At 56.9% G+C, this 17,408-nt stretch carries 14 protein-coding genes; 9 read left to right on the forward strand and 5 right to left on the reverse strand.

Going from position 1 to position 17,408, the window contains the following annotated elements; all coding sequences use genetic code 11:
• The first annotated feature begins 650 nt into the window (after window positions 1-650).
• From GOB82_RS07375 to GOB82_RS07385, 3 genes are all read left to right on the forward strand, one after another.
• Window positions 651-3,113: a TonB-dependent receptor gene (locus GOB82_RS07375; RefSeq protein ID WP_166121668.1), complete on the forward strand. Its 2,463-nt coding sequence runs from the start codon at window positions 651-653 to the stop codon at window positions 3,111-3,113.
• A gap of 114 nt (window positions 3,114-3,227) precedes the next feature.
• Window positions 3,228-3,773 carry a cytochrome b gene (locus GOB82_RS07380; RefSeq protein ID WP_166121670.1) on the forward strand — a complete coding sequence of 182 codons (546 nt, stop codon included), beginning with the start codon at window positions 3,228-3,230 and terminating at the stop codon, window positions 3,771-3,773.
• Window positions 3,774-3,874: 101 nt separating this feature from the next.
• A complete protein-coding gene (locus tag GOB82_RS07385; RefSeq protein ID WP_166121672.1) occupies window positions 3,875-4,897 on the forward strand; it encodes a sulfite exporter TauE/SafE family protein in 1,023 nt (340 codons plus the stop codon).
• Window positions 4,898-4,928: 31 nt separating this feature from the next.
• On the opposite strand, the gene GOB82_RS07390 is transcribed toward GOB82_RS07385, so the two are convergent.
• From GOB82_RS07390 to GOB82_RS07400, 3 genes are all read right to left on the reverse strand, one after another.
• Window positions 4,929-5,692, reverse strand: a protein-coding gene (locus tag GOB82_RS07390) for an IS5 family transposase (protein ID WP_166121674.1) whose coding sequence is annotated in 2 segments (ribosomal slippage) — window positions 4,929-5,359 and window positions 5,359-5,692 — 765 coding nt in all. Because the reading frame shifts where the segments join, the coding sequence is not laid out codon by codon here.
• Window positions 5,693-5,774: 82 nt separating this feature from the next.
• Window positions 5,775-6,590, reverse strand: coding sequence for an IS5 family transposase (locus GOB82_RS07395; RefSeq protein WP_166121676.1), 816 nt, complete (start codon window positions 6,588-6,590; stop codon window positions 5,775-5,777).
• A gap of 44 nt (window positions 6,591-6,634) precedes the next feature.
• Entirely contained in the window at window positions 6,635-7,486 is an 852-nt protein-coding gene (locus GOB82_RS07400; protein ID WP_166121678.1) for a MurR/RpiR family transcriptional regulator, read from the reverse strand.
• 425 nt (window positions 7,487-7,911) lie between these two features.
• On the opposite strand from GOB82_RS07400, the gene GOB82_RS07405 reads away from it, so the two are divergent.
• Complete coding sequence (locus GOB82_RS07405; RefSeq protein WP_265794445.1) at window positions 7,912-8,559, forward strand: ABC transporter ATP-binding protein; 648 nt, start codon at window positions 7,912-7,914, stop codon at window positions 8,557-8,559.
• A complete protein-coding gene (locus GOB82_RS07410; RefSeq protein ID WP_166121680.1) occupies window positions 8,556-9,347 on the forward strand; it encodes an ABC transporter permease in 792 nt (263 codons plus the stop codon). Before GOB82_RS07405 ends, GOB82_RS07410 begins: the two co-directional genes overlap by 4 nt.
• Before the next feature lie 125 nt (window positions 9,348-9,472).
• On the opposite strand, the gene GOB82_RS07415 is transcribed toward GOB82_RS07410, so the two are convergent.
• Window positions 9,473-10,102: a TetR/AcrR family transcriptional regulator gene (locus tag GOB82_RS07415; protein ID WP_166121682.1), complete on the reverse strand. Its 630-nt coding sequence runs from the start codon at window positions 10,100-10,102 to the stop codon at window positions 9,473-9,475.
• 107 nt (window positions 10,103-10,209) lie between these two features.
• On the opposite strand from GOB82_RS07415, the gene GOB82_RS07420 reads away from it, so the two are divergent.
• Window positions 10,210-10,779, forward strand: a complete 570-nt coding sequence (locus GOB82_RS07420; RefSeq protein WP_166121684.1) for a hydrolase — start codon at window positions 10,210-10,212, stop codon at window positions 10,777-10,779.
• Window positions 10,776-11,843 carry an AbrB family transcriptional regulator gene (locus GOB82_RS07425; RefSeq protein WP_166121686.1) on the forward strand — a complete coding sequence of 356 codons (1,068 nt, stop codon included), beginning with the start codon at window positions 10,776-10,778 and terminating at the stop codon, window positions 11,841-11,843. Before GOB82_RS07420 ends, GOB82_RS07425 begins: the two co-directional genes overlap by 4 nt.
• Before the next feature lie 157 nt (window positions 11,844-12,000).
• Here GOB82_RS07425 and GOB82_RS07430 read toward each other — a convergent pair whose 3' ends face one another.
• Window positions 12,001-14,436, reverse strand: a complete 2,436-nt coding sequence (locus GOB82_RS07430) for a membrane-bound PQQ-dependent dehydrogenase, glucose/quinate/shikimate family (RefSeq protein WP_166121688.1) — start codon at window positions 14,434-14,436, stop codon at window positions 12,001-12,003.
• 1,013 nt (window positions 14,437-15,449) lie between these two features.
• On the opposite strand from GOB82_RS07430, the gene GOB82_RS07435 reads away from it, so the two are divergent.
• Both GOB82_RS07435 and GOB82_RS13405 read left to right on the forward strand, forming a co-directional pair.
• The gene (locus GOB82_RS07435; RefSeq protein WP_265794444.1) at window positions 15,450-16,733 is read left to right on the forward strand and encodes a type II and III secretion system protein family protein; all 1,284 of its coding nucleotides are present in this window, start codon (window positions 15,450-15,452) and stop codon (window positions 16,731-16,733) included.
• Window positions 16,730-17,398 (forward strand): CpaD family pilus assembly lipoprotein, encoded by a 669-nt coding sequence (locus GOB82_RS13405; protein WP_166121692.1) that lies wholly within the window; start codon window positions 16,730-16,732, stop codon window positions 17,396-17,398. Before GOB82_RS07435 ends, GOB82_RS13405 begins: the two co-directional genes overlap by 4 nt.
• Window positions 17,399-17,408 lie beyond the last annotated feature (10 nt).

Here is a 17,408-nt window from a genome sequence, read left to right on the forward strand (position 1 = left end):
CATAATTATGAATTGGTGCACCCGGAGACCGTTATGCATGGCATGATGATGCAAACCCTGAATTATCAGGAGGCTACGAGGAAAGGAGTGTGTCCATCTCTTAATGTATTACAAAAAATACAAGACATAGAAGAATCTATGAGAACCATCGCATAGGACGCGACTCCTGATCCGGAAGAGATCTGATGTCCGGGATACTATCCGGGTCTTTGTCACGAGATCAGTTCAGAACGGCTTGAGTGTCGTTCTGATCCATGCATGACCAACGGAAATCTTTATAAATTTTAAGAGGGAATCCTTTTATTATTCCCAAAGGGGATGCCTCCTGCCGGCGTCGCACCAAAAAAGAGTTCTTGACGCCATTTTGAACGTCACCCGAACCAATCTGATCGTTCTTTTGGGGTGTGGGAAGAACGCACTTTTTGCCCCGCATGCGGACTGATGGCAAAAAATATCTTATTTTCCCGGAACAAAACACTTCGTGGGATCCTTTGTTCTGTATTTCAGGAAAAATTCCGCGATGACATTTAACTGACATAAAATGAAAACAATAACGTCACGAAACCTTTCTGATCACCGTGATAAAGGCCACGCTGTTGTGATCGCTACGGAAGGGCCGGGCGGCCGACACTTGTCTGGAGAGCCCTTTGATGCATCCCGTTTTTCACGTTACCAACCGCGCTGTTATGCGCCCGAACGCACGACGTGTGACCCTGAAGTGGTCCCTGCTGGCCTGCGTCGGGATGGCTTTCGGAGGCGCGCAGGCGATGGCCGCTTCTGTTGATACGGCACCGCGTAATGTGACGAGCAAGTCGAGCAAAACGACGAAGACGAAGACGTTCAAACCGACCAGAATGAAGAAAGCTGCGCATGTCCGAAGCGCGGCGGCAACTTCGGTCGCGGCCCCGGTTACGGAACACGCCATGCAGGCCGGTGCGCAAAGCGCTCCAACCCGTAAGGGCACGAATGAAGCGATCCTGGTGGCGGGCCACTATCGCACTGACTCCGCGCCTTATCAGGCGCCGACAAAAGCGCCGTTGTCGGCCTTTCAGCCGACATCTGTCATCAGCCAGCATTTTATCGAGAACAATATTCCACCCTCAGGCAGTTATGACACGATGGTAGCGCTTTCACCCAGCGTTGTTACCATTGGGTCAAACGGGCCGGGGCTGGCGGAAAACAATGTGTCAGTCCGCGGGTTTTCGGATGGGCAGTATAACGTTCTGTTTGACGGTATTCCCTTCGCGGATGGGAATAACTTCACCCATCACACCACGGCTTATTATACCGCGCATGATCTGGGCGATATCAGCGTGGATCGTGGGCCGGGTGATGCCTCCACCATGGGGTATGCAACCTTTGGCGGCACGATTGATGTGAACGGCAAGGCCCCTTCCGACCAGCGGATGGTGCAGGCCTATGGCAGCATGGGCTCCTGGAACACCTATACCTATGGTGGAGAACTCAATAGTGGCCGCATGAAGAAGCTGAACAATGCCTCTTTCGTGTTTGATGGCGGTGGCGTGCAAAGTAACGGCTACCAGACTTACTCCCGGCAGCAGCGTTATAATTTCTATGGAAAATGGGTCCAGCCGCTTAACGACCATACAACGCTGACGTTCATGGGGCTGTATAACAATCTTGTTCAGTCCCCGCCGCCCGGCGTGACAAAGGACCAGATTGCCAAGTATGGCCCTGATTATGGCCTGTCCAACAATCCGAATTCGCAAAACTACTATAAATACAATGTTGATACCATTCAGACGGACATGGCCTATATCGGCCTGAACTCTGATATTGGTGGTGGATGGACCATCGATAACAAGGTCTATACTTACGCGTATTACCATCATGGCCATAACGAAAATGACGTGAACGGGACCACTCAGGCACAGTATCTTGCATCCGCACCGGTATGGAAAGGCAAGACAGTGGCGTGCGGTGGAACGTATGGTGCCAACAAACTGACGTATAACTCAGGTCCGGGGTGCGAGTTTGGTCAGGCGATGCGCCAGGATTATCGGGCCTGGGGAGACACGTTCGCTGTCAATCGTGACTTTGGTCTGGCGAAGCTGAAGCTGGGCTTTTGGCTGGAACATCAGACCGATACCCGCCAGCAGGGGAGTGTTAACTGGGCAGACGGCGGTACGTTCACCAATCCGGCAATGCCTCTCAATCGCCTTATGACGCTTGAGAACTTCAGTGCGCAGCCTTACGTGCAGCTTACGTTCCGGCCGCTGCCGAACCTGGAAATCTCACCGGGTTTCAAATATGCGCTCATGGTGCGGCAGATTAACGCACCGGTTAACCAGAAGACAGGCACACCGCTGACGTATGACCAGACTTACGGCGCGCCGATGCCCTCTCTGAACGTGCATTATATGGTCAACCCGCACTGGTCAGCCTATCTGCAGGTCGCACGCGGGTTCCTTGCGCCGGATGCCGCCTATTTTTACACGCCTAATCCGGCGGCCAACAAGGTCAGCCCGGAAAACACAATGAACTACCAGATCGGCACAGCGTGGCAGAGCCGCCGCTTCACCCTTTCTGCTGACGTCTATTACATCAACTTCAGCAATTTTGTGACCAGCAACAAGCAGAACATTCCGGGTTACGGCCCGATGACCGTCTATTACAATCAGGGCGGCATTAATTATTACGGAATTGAAGGTGAGGCCTCCTATTATCTGGGGTCAGGCTTCACAGCGTTTGCGAATGGCAGCCTCAACCAGTCCAAAACCCAGGGCACGGGTGCGCCGATCGCCAATGCGCCGGATGCTACCGCAGCCGGGGGGATGATCTATGAGCATAACGGCCTTTATGCGTCCGTGATTGATAAATGGGTTGGTTCACGCGCGGGTTCCATAACCTCTGCGGGGAAGGCTGCGAATGGACTTGATCCCTTCAATCAGCTTGATATTTCGATTGGCTATACGATCCACAGCAAGGATCATTTTGTCCCGCCAGTCAAATTCCAGCTCAGCATGACCAATCTGGCGGATAGCAAGAAGATCTTCGCTTATTCCGGAACAACGGCTGATGGTGTGTCACAGTGGAACACACAGCCCGGCCGTGGCTTCTTCGGGTCGGTTTCTGTTCCTATCGGGTTCTAAAAAGACAGACAAAGTGCGTTGCGGTGGATGTCGCCGCAGCGCACGTGTGTTAGAGGCAGCGTGACGTTTATCAAAACAGCAGTTGGAAAAGCCAAAGTGCCTCAGGAGCCCGGAATGTCTGGAACTTTGTCAATCGGTACCTCTTCGAGCACGGCAAGATATGACAGAGGAACAATCCTGTTCCATTGGGGCACGGCGGCCCTCGTGCTGTGCCTTGCTCTTACAGGAGAGCTTCTCAATACGTTTTCGCACCCGGTTCATCATGCTTTTGCCATAGCTCACATGACATGCGGTGTGGTGCTGAGTGTTGTAATGCTGGCCCGTATTGCCTGGCGCCTTCTGGCCGGACGCCATTTGCCTGTTAAGCAGTCCCGCTCTCTGCATCAGTTGGCCTTTGCCGTGGCAATGGGTCTTTATGCCCTGATTATCACAGAAGCCACCCTTGGTTTTCTCTGGCGCTGGGGGCATGGGCGGGCAATGGCTTTTTTCGCGTTTTCAATTCCTTCGCCACTTGCAGTGTTTCCCAAAAACACCACGTCTGCTCTTGGTTCAGCGCACTGGTGGCTCGCACTCGTGATTATTGCTGTTGTGCTGGGGCATGTTGCCGCGGCTGTCTGGCATTTACGGCGACGGGACGGGGTGTTCTCACGCATGCTGTGAGCGGCATTTTTCTGGCTTGCCATATCGGGGAATGATATCCCGGTCATATGTGATGCGTGCCTGTTTTTGTTGCCTATGGAAAGTGAAGTGGCTGCCTGACGATGGTTGTGTGGATTATCCTGTTTGTGGTGGCGACCCTGATGTTCGCCTTAAGCGCGGTTTCCGGCGGGGGAGCGGGGTTGATCCTCATGCCTGTGCTGGGCCTGCTGCTGCCCCCCGCAGGCGTTCCCGCAGCCCTTTCCATCGGAACCGCCGTCAGTTCAATGTCCCGCATTGCTCTGTTTTTTCAGAACATACGCTGGGCGGTTGTCTTGCGGTTTGTTCCTCTGGCGCTCCCTGCGGCCTGGGGTGGGGTGCTGCTGCTCAAGCAGGTGCAGCCGGTTTATCTTGATCTTCTGCTGGGCCTGTTCCTGCTGGGCAATTTGCCGCTTCTACTGCGCCGCTCCGGAAAAGAACAACAGGCTCAACCAAAAGCGGATCGTGTTGTCTGGTTGCCGGTTATCGGGGCGCTGGCGGGATTTATTTCCGGTTTTACCGGAGCGGTTGGGCTGCTTTTCAACCGGTTTTATCATCAGCTTGGCCTGAGCAAGCACCAGATTGTTGCAACGCGTGCAGCCAATGACGTTCTTCTGCATCTGGTAAAGGTTTTTCTCTACCTGCATTATGGCCTTATCACCCGCTCAGTCTTGACGGCGGGTCTTGTGGTGGCCTTGGCGGCACTCCTCTCGTCCGTCAGCATGAAGCGTGTTTTGCGCTATGTGCCAGATCATCTGTTCAGGCAGGTGGGGCATGGGTCAGCCGTACTGGCGGGGCTGGCAATGATGGGGATCGCGGGGAGTAATATCCTGACACAGGAGCAGGTTGCCTTGTATTATGTGCAGGGAGCCCGCGCGCAGGAAGATAGCAAACTGGTGCTTGACTGGCGGCAACACCGCCTGACATTCGAGGTGGAAAAGCCTGTCGAGTTGGAAATTCACGATCTGGCCCGATCACAGTGGCACTTGCCCGCAGCCTCCGAGTGCGCGCCGGAGGCCCCCTCCGTGATTTTGCACCTCTCGCCGGTAGACGGTGTCTACGTGACGCACAGGCAGAAGGGACAGCTAACCTGCCATACTGTGTCGTGATGCCGTAAGCCTGGAGCCTTAGGCTCAGGACTCATTCTTTGAGAAAGAAGATGAAGCTTGCTGCGATGTGGATTGCAGACATGAATGTATGAGCGCAGCGATCATATCTGGTTGCAACACGTCGCCAGTCTTTCAGCTTTGCGAACATGTTTTCGATCAGATGGCGCTTTTTATACAGATGCCAGTCATAAGGCGGCTTTGATTTCCGGTTCTTCTTCGGCGGAATACAGGCTGTGATATTCCGGTCTGCAAGCGATAACCTGATCCGGTTGCTGTCATAGCCTCTGTCCCCGATGACTTCTTCTGTCCCGTCGGGGAGATCTGCCAGCAGCACGTCTGCGCCTTTGAAGTCACTGACCTGACCTGCAGTCAGATGCAGGCGAACAGGCCGGCCCTGACCATCGCACACGGCATGGAGTTTTGAGTTCAGGCCGCCTTTTGTCCGTCCGATATGACGGGGAAAAGCCCCTTTTTGAGCAGGGACGCCGACGTCCGGTGCGCCTTGAGATGTGTTGCATCGATCATCAGGCGCTTTGAACGGCCAGCCTGTTCTGTCAGGGCGACAAATATCCTGTCAAACACACCCAGGCGGCTCCACCGGATAAAGCGGTTGTATAAAGTCTTGTACGGACCATACGCTTTCGGAGCGTCTTTCCACTGAAGACCGTTACGGATTACATAAACGATCCCGCTCAGAACACGCCGGTCATCCACACGCGGAACCCCGTGTGCCAGAGGAAAAAACGGCTCAATCCGCGTCATCTGGCGTTCAGACAGCAAAAATATCTGATTCACAGGCTCACCTCCATCGGTAAGCCTGTGAATCACAGCGTCTCGCTCAGTTCAAGAAATTAATAGGTCCTGAGCCTAGAGGGTGTTATGCACATTGGATCATCTGTGCGGCATGTTTGAGCATGTATCCGACGAATGCGATGACGTGGAAGCCTGCGAGCGTGGTCGCGTATCTTTCGTAGTCCTTGACCAGCCTGCGACAGCGCGTGGCCCAGGCAAAGGATCGCTCCACGACCCAGCGACGCGGCAGCAGGACAAAGCCGCGCTTGGCTTCTGGCAGTTTGACCACATGCAGGGCAATGCCTTCGGCGGCAGCGGCGTCGGCCGCGACTTCGCCGGTATAGCCCTGATCGACATAGGCGAGTGTGACGTTGTCGCCGGTCGCGTCCTGGATGTCGGCGGCGAGACGTGCCACGGCGGCGCGATCGCCGACATCGGCCGGCGTCACATGAAGAGCGAGCAAGTGCCCGAGCGTGTCCACCGCCATATGCACCTTCGAGCCGCGCTTGCGCTTGGCGCCGTCATAACCGGCACGGGTGCCGCTTTCCGGCGTGGAGCGCAGCGTACGGCTATCAATGATCGCGGCCGTGGGTTCTTCCGCCCGTCCAGAGGCGAGGCGCAGCAAAGCTCGCAGATCCTGTGCCAGGGCCTCGAAACAGCCCGACGCCAGCCAGCGCTGCGATTGTTGATACACCGCCGACCACGGCGGGAAGTCGTTCGGCATGGCGCGCCAGGCAATGCCATAACGGATCACGTAACGCAGGGCATTGAACAACTCGCGCAGGGAATGCTCTCGCTGCGGCGCAGCCTCAGTCATCAGAGTGAGATAAGGAACCACCAGCGACCACTCTTCGTCGCTGACGTCAGACGGATACGGCTTGCGAGGCAGAACAGGGCTCATCCAGTTCCATTAGACCCAAGCGCCGCAAAAGTACATAACACCCTCTAGAATTGCTCGATCTGGCTGCGGAAATCGTTCAACCGGCTCAATGTCAGCATGGTCTTTTCCCGCTGAACAGCAGAGAGACCAAAGGCAATGGCTTCAAGGAGCGCGACCGTGGCTGAATGGAGCGCAATATGCTCTTCCTTGCCGCGCATGGCTTTCACGATCACCGTTCCGGGCGGAACGGCTGTGGCGGGAATATGGTCTGTAATCAAAACTGTGGGCAGACCCAACCGCTTTGCCTCACGGAACAGGAGGGCGATTTCTCGGTACAGCGTACCATAGGCCATCACGATAACCCCATCACCTTCCCGAAGGGCGACAAGATCATCCGCAAACGCGCGGCCGGTCGCCCCGATCGGCAGGCTGGCACGCCCGTTACGTTTCAAAACGCGACTCATATAGTCTGCAAGACCATGAGACGGCCCGATGCCGAATACGGCAATACGCTCACAGGGGTGGAGCGCCTTGACGGCTTCAGCAAGACGCTGCTGCGTGCGCGGTTTGTGCAAAGCTGTGGCAATTTCAACATGTGTTTGCAGAATGCCGCTGATTGCCTTTTCAAGATCCGCCCCGATATCCTCAAGGGTGCGCGACATGGCGGTGGCGGGGTCACTCGGCTTCGTCAGGCTGGCAATCAGTACTTTCCGCAGGGCTGCCAGGCTTTCAAAACCCATTGCCTGAACGGCACGAATGACCGTAGCATCGGATGTTCCGATCTGTTCGGCCAGTTCGGCGGCTGAACTGGCAAGTGCGAGGGCGCGGTTGGCATGGATAAACTGTGCAACGCGCCTTGCTGTTGGGGTCAGGCCTGAATCGGGGTGCAGGCTTTCAAAAATCGGGTCTGCTGTCAAAACGAGCGAATCTCTTATGAAAATATTTTGTCTTTAATAGCATCGCGTACATGATTTCGTCGTCAAGTTTATAAAAATTTCGCTCTGCATGCTTATGCTGCCCTCGTGGTAAAAAATCTTTTTAATTGAAGGAAAAAACCAGATGACTGCAAAACGCACTCGGAACGGTGTCCATCTGCGGTGCGTCAGAGCATGAGCGGGCCAAATGACGCGCAGAGAGAAGGGCTGTGCATATCTGCTGCCTGATAATGTCTGTCAGGCATAACACCGCCCCACGCAATTCTGTGCTAACTCCCCTTTATCGTAGATGAAAGTTTTATGACAGGCGCACCAAAGGGTATTCTGAAGAAGCATTTTTTGATTTTTGAGACCGTTCATCATTCTGTTTTATAGTTTTATGCCTTACCTGAATTGGTTTACATGCCGTGACTGAAGTCCGCCCCTCTGAATTCGAAAATTCCGGCATCCTTGCCAGTGGTCTGTCCGTCCGTGCCTTGCGTAATCTCCATGCAGGCCCATGCACCTTCGATGTTCCGGCAGGAGACTGTCTGCTGATTACTGGGGCCTCCGGTTCCGGCAAATCAGTCCTGTTACGCATGATGGCCGATCTGGACCCGCATCAGGGTGATGTGGCGCTGGATGGGCAGTTCTGTTCCGCCATGCCAGCGCACCTCTGGCGGCAGGCGGTCTATTACATGTCAGCCGAGCCCGGCTGGTGGTCCGATGCCGTTCTGGATCATCTGCCAGATGACACCCTGACGCGGAGCCTCATGACCACGCTCGCCCTGAAGGACGATGTGTTGGTCAGGCCGCTGCATCGCCTGTCTACCGGGGAGCGGCAGCGCCTTGCCTTGATCCGGGGGCTGCACCATAAGCCTCGCGCCCTGCTGCTGGATGAACCCTGCTCAGCGCTGGATGAAGCCACAACTCTGAGGGTGGAGGCCCTGATCCACCAGATCATGTCAGAAGGGACGACAGTTGTTCTTGTCTCGCATGATCCGGCTCAGGCGGAACGGATGGGCACCAGACATCTTGAAATGGCCCACGGCCGTTTTGTAGAAGGGGCTCCATGACGCCTGTGCTTCTGGATACAGGGGATATGCTGCTTGCGGGCGGCCTGATCTTCGGGTGTGTTCTGCTCTCTGTGGTGCTGTCTCTTGGCATTCATCGCACACTTGCCATTTCCGCCCTGCGTATGGCGGCGCAACTCCTGCTGACAGGCAGCGTGTTGCTCTTCCTGTTCGGGCACTCGTCCGTCTGGCTGACGCTGCTGGTCATTGCCTTCATGCTCACCGCCGCGACGATCGAGGTCGGGTCCCGACAAACATCACGCCTTACACGCATCTGGCATTTTGGCATTGGTGGGTTCAGCACGGCAGCGGGAACCATTCTGGTTGCGCTGGTTGGGCTTTTCACGGCCCTGCATCCACATCCCTGGTATCAGGCCCGTACGGCCATTCCGATGACGGGCCTGCTGCTTGGCAATGTGATGAATGCCACCAGCCTTTCCATGAATACGCTGCTGTCCGCGGCGTCACGCGAGCGCACCGCTATCGAGGCGCGCCTTGTTCTGGGCGCAACCCGTTTCGAGGCCATGAACAGTCTTGTCCGACAAGCCATCCGCACGGCCTTGATCCCGACCCTGAACCAGATGGCGGCAGCAGGGGTCATTACACTGCCGGGGATCATGACAGGTCAGATTCTGGCTGGCATGAACCCGCTGGAAGCCTCCAAATACCAGATTGTGCTGATGAGCCTGATTGTAACAGGCAACATGGTCGGGGCCACGCTCTCGGCAATCCTTGTTTCAGCCCGCCTGTGTGACGCTCGCGGGCGCCTTCGGCTCGATCATCTGGCCTGAGCAGTCGGGAGCAGAAAATTACTTTCCCGGTAAATATCTGGCGAGCATGGGGGAGGGCTCAACCATGCTTTCCCAAGGGCAAGCGGAGGATACGGGAAGTGTAGAGGTGAGGGGCTTGTGCTGGCTTACCGGGCAACTCCAAGCCTCTGCGCAAGATAAAGCCTGTTCATGAACCGGAGTTCGTCCGGCGCTCCGGCGCTGGTCGGCGCGTCTTTCAAGGTCATTCCCACCATGGTTTTCATGTTGTTGAGCACGACAGCGGCGATGCTCTCAGCGTCTGCTTCTGTGCTGCCAAGATGGGGTGCACAGGCCACCAGTGCGGCTTTAACTCCGGCCAGAGCCTGAGCGCGGATCTGTAGGCGTGTCAGTGTAGACTCCGCACGAGAGTCCAGAAGGGCGGATAAGGCCCGAGTTTGCGCGTGCCGCGCGACCAGAAAATCAATCAGCAGATCAGAAAGCGCTTCCGGGGAGAGTGTCCGCGCCTGTGCCGCGATGGCCTCAAAGCCCTGCTGCAGGACCTCGGTGTAATGCTGCATCAGGGCATCGGCGAGGGCTTCCTTGTTGGGGAAGAACCGATACAGGGATCCGATATTGGCTTCGGCACGCGCCGCGATTTCCACCATTGTGGCGGCTTCGAACCCTCGTTCCTGAAAAACCAGTGCCGCCGCGCGCAGGAGTGCGGCCACACGCCGGCGACCAAGATCGCGCTTTGGTTCGAGTGCCGTGCGATTTCGGCTTGACGAAGTTGAGTCCATATTCAACTAATGCCTTTGTTAAGTCTCATCTCAACTAACTAGCATGCCCGCTGAAGACGTGAAACACGGCAGGCGCAGCGCATTCAAAAATCCGGAAAGGATCTCCCATGATCACACTGCCCGCAGCAACGACAGCGCTGGTTCTGATCGATTTGCAGAATGGCATCCTCGGGCGGCAGATCGCGCCTTATTCCGGCGCGGCTGTCCTGGAAAAAGGGAAGGAACTGGCCCAGCGCTTCCGGGCGGCAGGAGCCCCTGTCGTGCTTGTGAATGTCGGGTTCGCGCCGGATTTCAGGGACGCTCTGAAGGCCCCGGTTGACCGTCCGTTTCAGGCTCCTCCCGGCGGATTTCCGGAAGGATGGAGCGACCTTGCGGACGGGCTTGCCGAGCCCTCTGACATCCGCATCACCAAGCGCCAATGGGGGGCATTCTACGGCACGGAACTTGATCTGCAATTGCGCCGCCGGGGCGTGAAAACCATTGTTCTCGGTGGTATCGCGACGAACATGGGTGTTGAATCAACCGCCCGCGCGGCCCATGAGCACGGATATGAGGTTGTGCTGGCCGAAGACGCCACGACATCTCTTTCGGCTGAGATGCATGCATTTGCATACGATCATATTTTCCCGATGCTCGGCCGCGTGACAACTGTCTCTGCCATCGCCCTTCAAGAGTGAAGGGGCGTTCCCTGCGCCACCTGCCACCAGCCGGTCGATGGACCGTGCTGGTGGTGGCCTCAGTACTCGCGGCGGCTGCCCTGCAAGGGATAGGTTTGCCTGCGGGACTGATGCTCGGGCCGCTGGCCGCCGCCGCGCTGTTGCAAAGCCACGGGGGTGCCGTAAAAATTCCCGGTGGCCTGATGACGGCGGCACACGCTGTTATCGGCTGCCTTGTTGCACGGTCGATCACTCCGGCAATTCTCAGCGGCTTCGTGCATCACTGGCCGATCCTGCTGGGTGTGGTGGCGCTTTCTATCATGGCGAGTGCCTCGCTGGGCTGGCTTATGGCCCGCTTGCGCATTGTGTCGGGCACAACCGCAGTCTGGGGCATGATGCCGGGGGCCGCGCCAATGATGATCGTGATGGCGGAAGCCTGTGGTGCTGATTTCCGTCTGGTTGCCTTCATGCAGTATCTGCGCGTGGTCATGGTTGCGTCCTGTGCCTCGGTGGTAGCACTCCTGTTTGTGCATGGTAGCGGCAGCCGGTTTGCCAGCGGCTATTTCCCACCCGTCATGCTGCTGCATGTTATCGAAACAGTGGCCGTAGCCGGAGTAGGGGCGGCTCTTGGCCGGGTTTCCCGCATGCCGGCGGGAACGCTTCTCGGCCCGATGGCTCTAGGGGGCGTGCTGAATGCTCTGGGCGTGATCAGCATTGACCTGCCGCCTGTGGTGCTTATTGCCAGTTACGCGCTGATTGGCTGGAATACCGGCCAGCGCTTCACCCGCGAGGTTCTTGTCGCCGCAACACGGGCGCTGCCTCAGACGATCGGGGCCACAGCCGTGCTGATGGGATGCTGCGGGCTTCTGGCATGGATGCTGGTTGCGCTGTTCCATATCGACCCACTGACAGCCTATCTGGCCACCAGTCCGGGCGGTGTGGATGCAGCGGCAATCATTGCCGCATCGAGCCACGTCGATACGTCCTTTGTCATGGCCGTGCAGATTTTACGCGTAATCGTATTGCTGGGCATCGGGCCGCAAGTCGCACGATGGGTGGCCGGAACGCTCCGCCCCAGAGCATGACGGGCTACATGTGAAGGGAAGGGAGATTGACCCCGTCCATCTGGCCTTCGGCCAGTAAGGGCAGTCAGGCCACAGACCCATATTGATAGGAGCCTGTGGCCTGCCGCGTTCCCTTGAGGTTCAGGAACGCAAGGTGTGTGAACCTCAAGGGCGTGTTTTAGTGTGCTGCCACACCATCGGGCAGGGTGTAGGCAATAAGATAATCACCCACATCCGGGGAGTGGCTCATGCCACCGGCAGAAATAACCACATATTCCTTGCCCGTTTTGGGGGAGCGGAAAATGAGGGGGGCTGCCACGGCACCAACCGGCAGACGCTCACGCCAGACTTCCTTGCCTGTGGCGGAGTTAAGTGCGCGCAGGTAGTAGTCCTGCGTGCCTGCGAAGAACAGCAGGCCGGAGGCTGTTGTGGTCGGGCCACCAAGGGTGGGCATCCCCATGGGAACCGGCAGATGGGTCTTGATACCCATCGGGCCGAGATCCTGTGTGGTACCCATGGGAACCTGCCAGAGCAGCTTCTTCGTATGCAGATCAATGGCGCTCATGGTGCCGAAAGGCGGGGTGTTGCACGGAACCTGCAAGGGGGACTGCAGGATATCAATGCGCACACCGGCATAAGGCCCTGCCATCTGCGGGCGGATTGTTCCCATAAAGCCGGGGACTTCATCCGTGGAGACCTTGTATTTCTTGGCCTCTTCCTTGTTCACCAGCGTCATGCGCAGGGGCATGCGCATGTCATTGACGAACATGACACCGCGGCCTTCATCAATGGAAATACCGCCCCAGTTCATGCCACCCAGCAGGCTGGGCCATTCGATGTAAGGCTTCTCACCCGGCGGGGTAAAGGGACCTTCATAGATCGAATCCTTGAACATGATGCGGCAGTACAGCTGGTCAAACGTGCTGACACCCCACATGGAGCTTTCCGTCAGCGGGTCTGCGCCGATAACGGGCATCCCGACAGAGAAAGGCTGGGTGGGAGAGAGGTGCTCGTCCTGCGCTGCGGGTGTTGTGGGCACCTTGCGTTCCTGAACTTCCGTCACGGGCTGGCCGGTGCGGCGGTCAAGAACAAAGATATGGCCAGTTTTTGTTGTCTGGATCAGGGCCGGAACTTTTTCCCCCTGCGCGTTCGTGACATCAAACAGCACAGGCTGGGAAGGCAGATCATAATCCCAGACGTCATGATGGACCGTCTGGAAAACCCACCGGGTTTTGCCGGTTGCGGCATCAACGGCCACAACGGCGGCGCCGAACTTTTCCTTGGCTGCCGTGCGGTCTCCACCCCAATAGTCAGGCGGGCCGTTACCTGTGGGCAGGTAGACGAGGTTCAGATCCTTGTCATACGTAGGAATGGTCCAGACGTTGGGCGTCTCCAGCGTATAGGTCTGGCCTTCCGGCGGAGCCTGCGTGTTTTCAGGGTTCCCGACATCCCATGCCCACACCAGAGAGCCATCCCGCACGTCATAAGCGCGGACAACACCGGACGGTTCACCGTGGACGATATCACGCACCCAGCCGCCAATAACGGCCACATGCCCCATCACAACCGGAATGGAGGTGGGGTGATAACGCTTGCCGCCTTCAACCGGGCCCATCTGCTTTTTCAGATCGACACTGCCGTTATCGCCAAAGCCTGAGCACAGGGCGCCCGTATGCGCATCCAGCGCGATAAAGCGGGCATCAACAGTGGAAACAAGGATACGCTGGCGGCACATCGGGTTTGTGTCCGCCGCTTTCTGTTCCGCGGTCAGGCTTGCGTCTTTATCAACGTCATAATAGCCAACGCCACGGCACGTGACGTGCTCTGCGGTTCTGGCCTTGGCGTCATATTTCCACAGGGGCTTCCCGGTATCTGCATCAAGAGCAGTGACCAGATCTTCCGGCGTGCAGGAATACAGCACATTCCCGATCTGCTGCGGGGTGTTTTCATCAACCCCCACGCCAGCACCGTGCGTTCTTCTGCCGGTATGGTAAACCCAGGCAACCTGCAGCTTGCTGACATTTTCAGGCGTGATCTGCGTATAGGGCGCATAGCGCGTGCCCGCGGCGTTGCGGCCGTAAAATTCCCAGTCATCCGGGGCATCGATTTTCCCGGCCTGAGCAAGCTCGGGCTTTGCCGCCGCATCAGGATTGCTGATCTGGCCATGCGGAAAGAAGGCTTCAATCAGAGTGAGCACAAGGCAGCCCACAACGCCAAAGCTGGCGGCCAGACTGCCACGACGCACGGCCTTGCCAGTTGTCGGGAAAGTTGCCGTGGCCCACAGGCTGAGGGTGAGCAGAATAGCGGGAACAACCAGACGGGGCAGAAGAGCCCAGTAGCCAACTTCCGGTGTATCGCAGAAGGCCCATACACACGTTGCGAGAAACGTGACGACGGAGAACGCCAGTGCGAGGCGATGCTTCAGGAAAACCAGAACGGCCAGCGCACTATAGGCCAGCCCGGCCAGAAGGTAATAGGCTGAGCCACCCAGCATAAGGAGTTTGCTGCCGCCATAGGCAAGAACCAGCCCCACCGCGAGACTGATCAACGAAAATACGGCGCGGTAGGCTGCGCCTATGGGGGAATGCTGATCTACGGGTTGAACGCCACCCATGCTGTCACTCCAGTGTTTTCAAATACCGCCCGGACAGAGAGTGGTCAGGGCGAGGTTAAGACTAAATCCAGATACACTGGCTTTGAGCAGGAGAATGACGCACCACCGGATAGAGCCGACCCAGAGCCGAGCCTCCCCGATATCCTGCTGATTTTAACAAAAAGCATGAGTCTTTCCTGCCTGTAGCCACCGGAGGGGAGGCCTGAGCGGGGAGCCCTGAATTTTTGGCAAAACGCTATCTGGTGGCCGGAGTGGCTGTAACCTTCAACCGATGGGGCGACTCTCTTTCTCATTGTCCCAGAGGAACGGAAATGGCTCTGTGTCCAATTCACTCCGGGCTGTCAAGGAGAGGAGAGGGGCCGCAATGCAGGGAGAAGACACGCTATTCTTCAAAGGAATGTTTTTGTAGCGATATCACGTTATGGTGATGTGTGTGCGTGGCGGGTAATACTTGTTTTGGACAATAATGGTATGGTTCTGCCTGCTGTTTAATGCGTGGTTCGTGTTTGCTGTTAATGTACGCGCAAACGCGGTCAGCCTGCCTGACGCAGCGGGAGCACTCCAGCAGGAAGACCTGCATCACCGCCTGAGCAGGGTGGTTTCCCACTGTGTCACTCTCCATGCCCTGCACATGCCAATGGGGACAACCCGCCTCAGACACCACGGAAAACGTGTCATGAAAGGGTAACAATACAGACCGAATAATCTGACTTATGGGAAGGGTGGAATTTAATAACTCTTTGCCGTTGCCTGTTCAGGAAACATCGATGCCTCCCAGTTCAGTCCAGATCATGCCTTCTTCACATGCGGAGGGGCATTCAAGCTCTGCAAAAAGCTCTGACTGGCCGCAAAGCTCCAGCCAGACTGCGTCTGTAGGCTGATTTAAGGACAGAAAAGTGTTGAGTGCGACGGTCAGAAAACTTTCTGATTCAGTCTACAAGCGTAGACGGTTTGTTAAAATTGCCTATCTGAGTCTCACGGCTTTATCCGGGCTTGTTTACACTCAGCCTGGAGTGGCCCGCAGCACGGATGCCGGGCAGGTTGCCCAGGCGCACAGGGCAGAAACGATTCAGATAAGCGTGGGGGGAGGGCATATGCTCAGCCTTTCACGCGCTGCTGCAAGCGTCTTTGTGGCGGAGCCGCAAATTGCGGATGTTCAGATCCCCTCGGAAGACAAGATTTTCATCCTTGGGAAAAAGTCCGGAACCACAACGCTTTTTGCTCTGGATGAGAACGGTGATTCCATTGCTTCGTGGACAATCCGTGTTGAGGCTGATCAGACAGTCTTTACCCCGCGTGCCCAGACGGAATCAGAGAGCGCTTCCCTTCAGACATCTCCCAATGGCGCCGTCATGACCGGTTCGGTCGCGAATGCGGATCAGGCAGACCATCTGGCAACGGCAGCGCGCGGCGTGGAGGGCAAGGACCACCCTCTGGCAAACCAGATGGGGGTTACGCATCCTCTTCAGGTCAATCTGCGGATCAGAATTGCCGAGGTTTCGCGCAGTGTGGCGCAGCAGATCGGCTTTAACTGGTCTACCGTCATCAAGGCAGGAAGCTTTGCATTCGGCCTGCAATCCGCATCAATCGCGGAGAATGCGGCCGCATCCCTGTTCGGTGGGGCCAGCACCAGCCATGTCAATGCGCAGACGGTGCTGGACGCCATGGCGAACGAGCACCTTGTAACCTTGTTGGCGGAGCCTAACCTTACAGCCATCAGCGGCAGCACGGCCACTTTCCTTGCCGGGGGTGAGTTCCCTATTCCCGTACCGCAAGCTCTGGGTGTCATGTCCATCCAGTATATGCAGTATGGCGTGAGCCTTGCCTTTACCCCCACTGTGCTGGGGAGCGGGTTGATCCATCTTAAGGTTCGCCCGACTGTCAGCGCGTTATCGGGCTCGGGGAGTTATCAGCTTAATAACCTTTCCGTGCCAGCCCTGACCACGCGCCGCGCCGAGACTGAAGTGGAACTTGCCAGTGGCGAAAGCTTTGCCATTGCGGGCCTTTTGCGAAATGACGCGGATAATAATGTGCAAAAATTTCCCATTCTGGGGGATATTCCGGTGCTGGGGCAGTTGTTCCGTTCCTCACGCTTCCAGCGGGACCAGAGTGAGCTGGTGATTATTATCACGCCCTATCTGGTCAAGCCGGTTGACCCCCTCCATACGCCGGATGATCCACTCAGGCATGTTCATCAGCCCAGTGAATTGGAGCGTTTTTTCTACGGGCGAATGACAGATCAGCAGGATCTGGAGCGGATGCCGCATCTTCATGGCACGGGGTTTGTATTCGAGTGAACAAGACTGTTTTACTGGTGCTTCTGGCACTGTGTGGCTGTGAAGCGACGCAATCCGACCCTGAGAAAACGCTTCCTGTCGCCCTGCATACCGAACAGCGGACGGTTCCGCTCATGTATACCGGAGCATTCAAACCAGTATTGGTGCGGCAGGCAATGGCGGCACTTGGCGGCCAGACTGAAATCAGCACAGATATTGTGGGGCTGGAGGCCGGAAAAGCCGCGGCCCTTGTGCCGGACCTGATGGCGCTTGGGCTGGACCCGGACAGGATTCATATCGCACCTGTCACCGCGCGATACCCGTTTGTGCAGCCGCGCCTGATTTTAAGCCGCTCTCAGGTTGCCCTGCCGGACTGTTCAAAGGTGATCCGTTCTGGCTGGCTGGGTGACGTAACCCCCAGTATCGAGAATGTCGGGCGCTGCGTGCAGAACAATAATCTGGCACAGATGCTGGCAGACCCGAGCGATCTGTATCGTTCCCCGGCGTTTCATCCGTCCTCGGCAGAGCGTGCGGCTCTGGGGGTACGACGCCTGAACCAGGGGCAGCAGCCGGCTCTGCCATCAGATGCTCTGGGCACGGGGCTTTCCGGGAATGGGATGGCAGGAGGCGGGGTGACTGGTGGCGTAACGACGGACACACAGAGCCAGAACAGCCCTATTCCTTGAGTCAGGCCGC

The organism is Acetobacter farinalis (assembly GCF_011516935.1).
Taxonomy (GTDB): Bacteria; Pseudomonadota; Alphaproteobacteria; order Acetobacterales; family Acetobacteraceae; genus Acetobacter; species Acetobacter farinalis.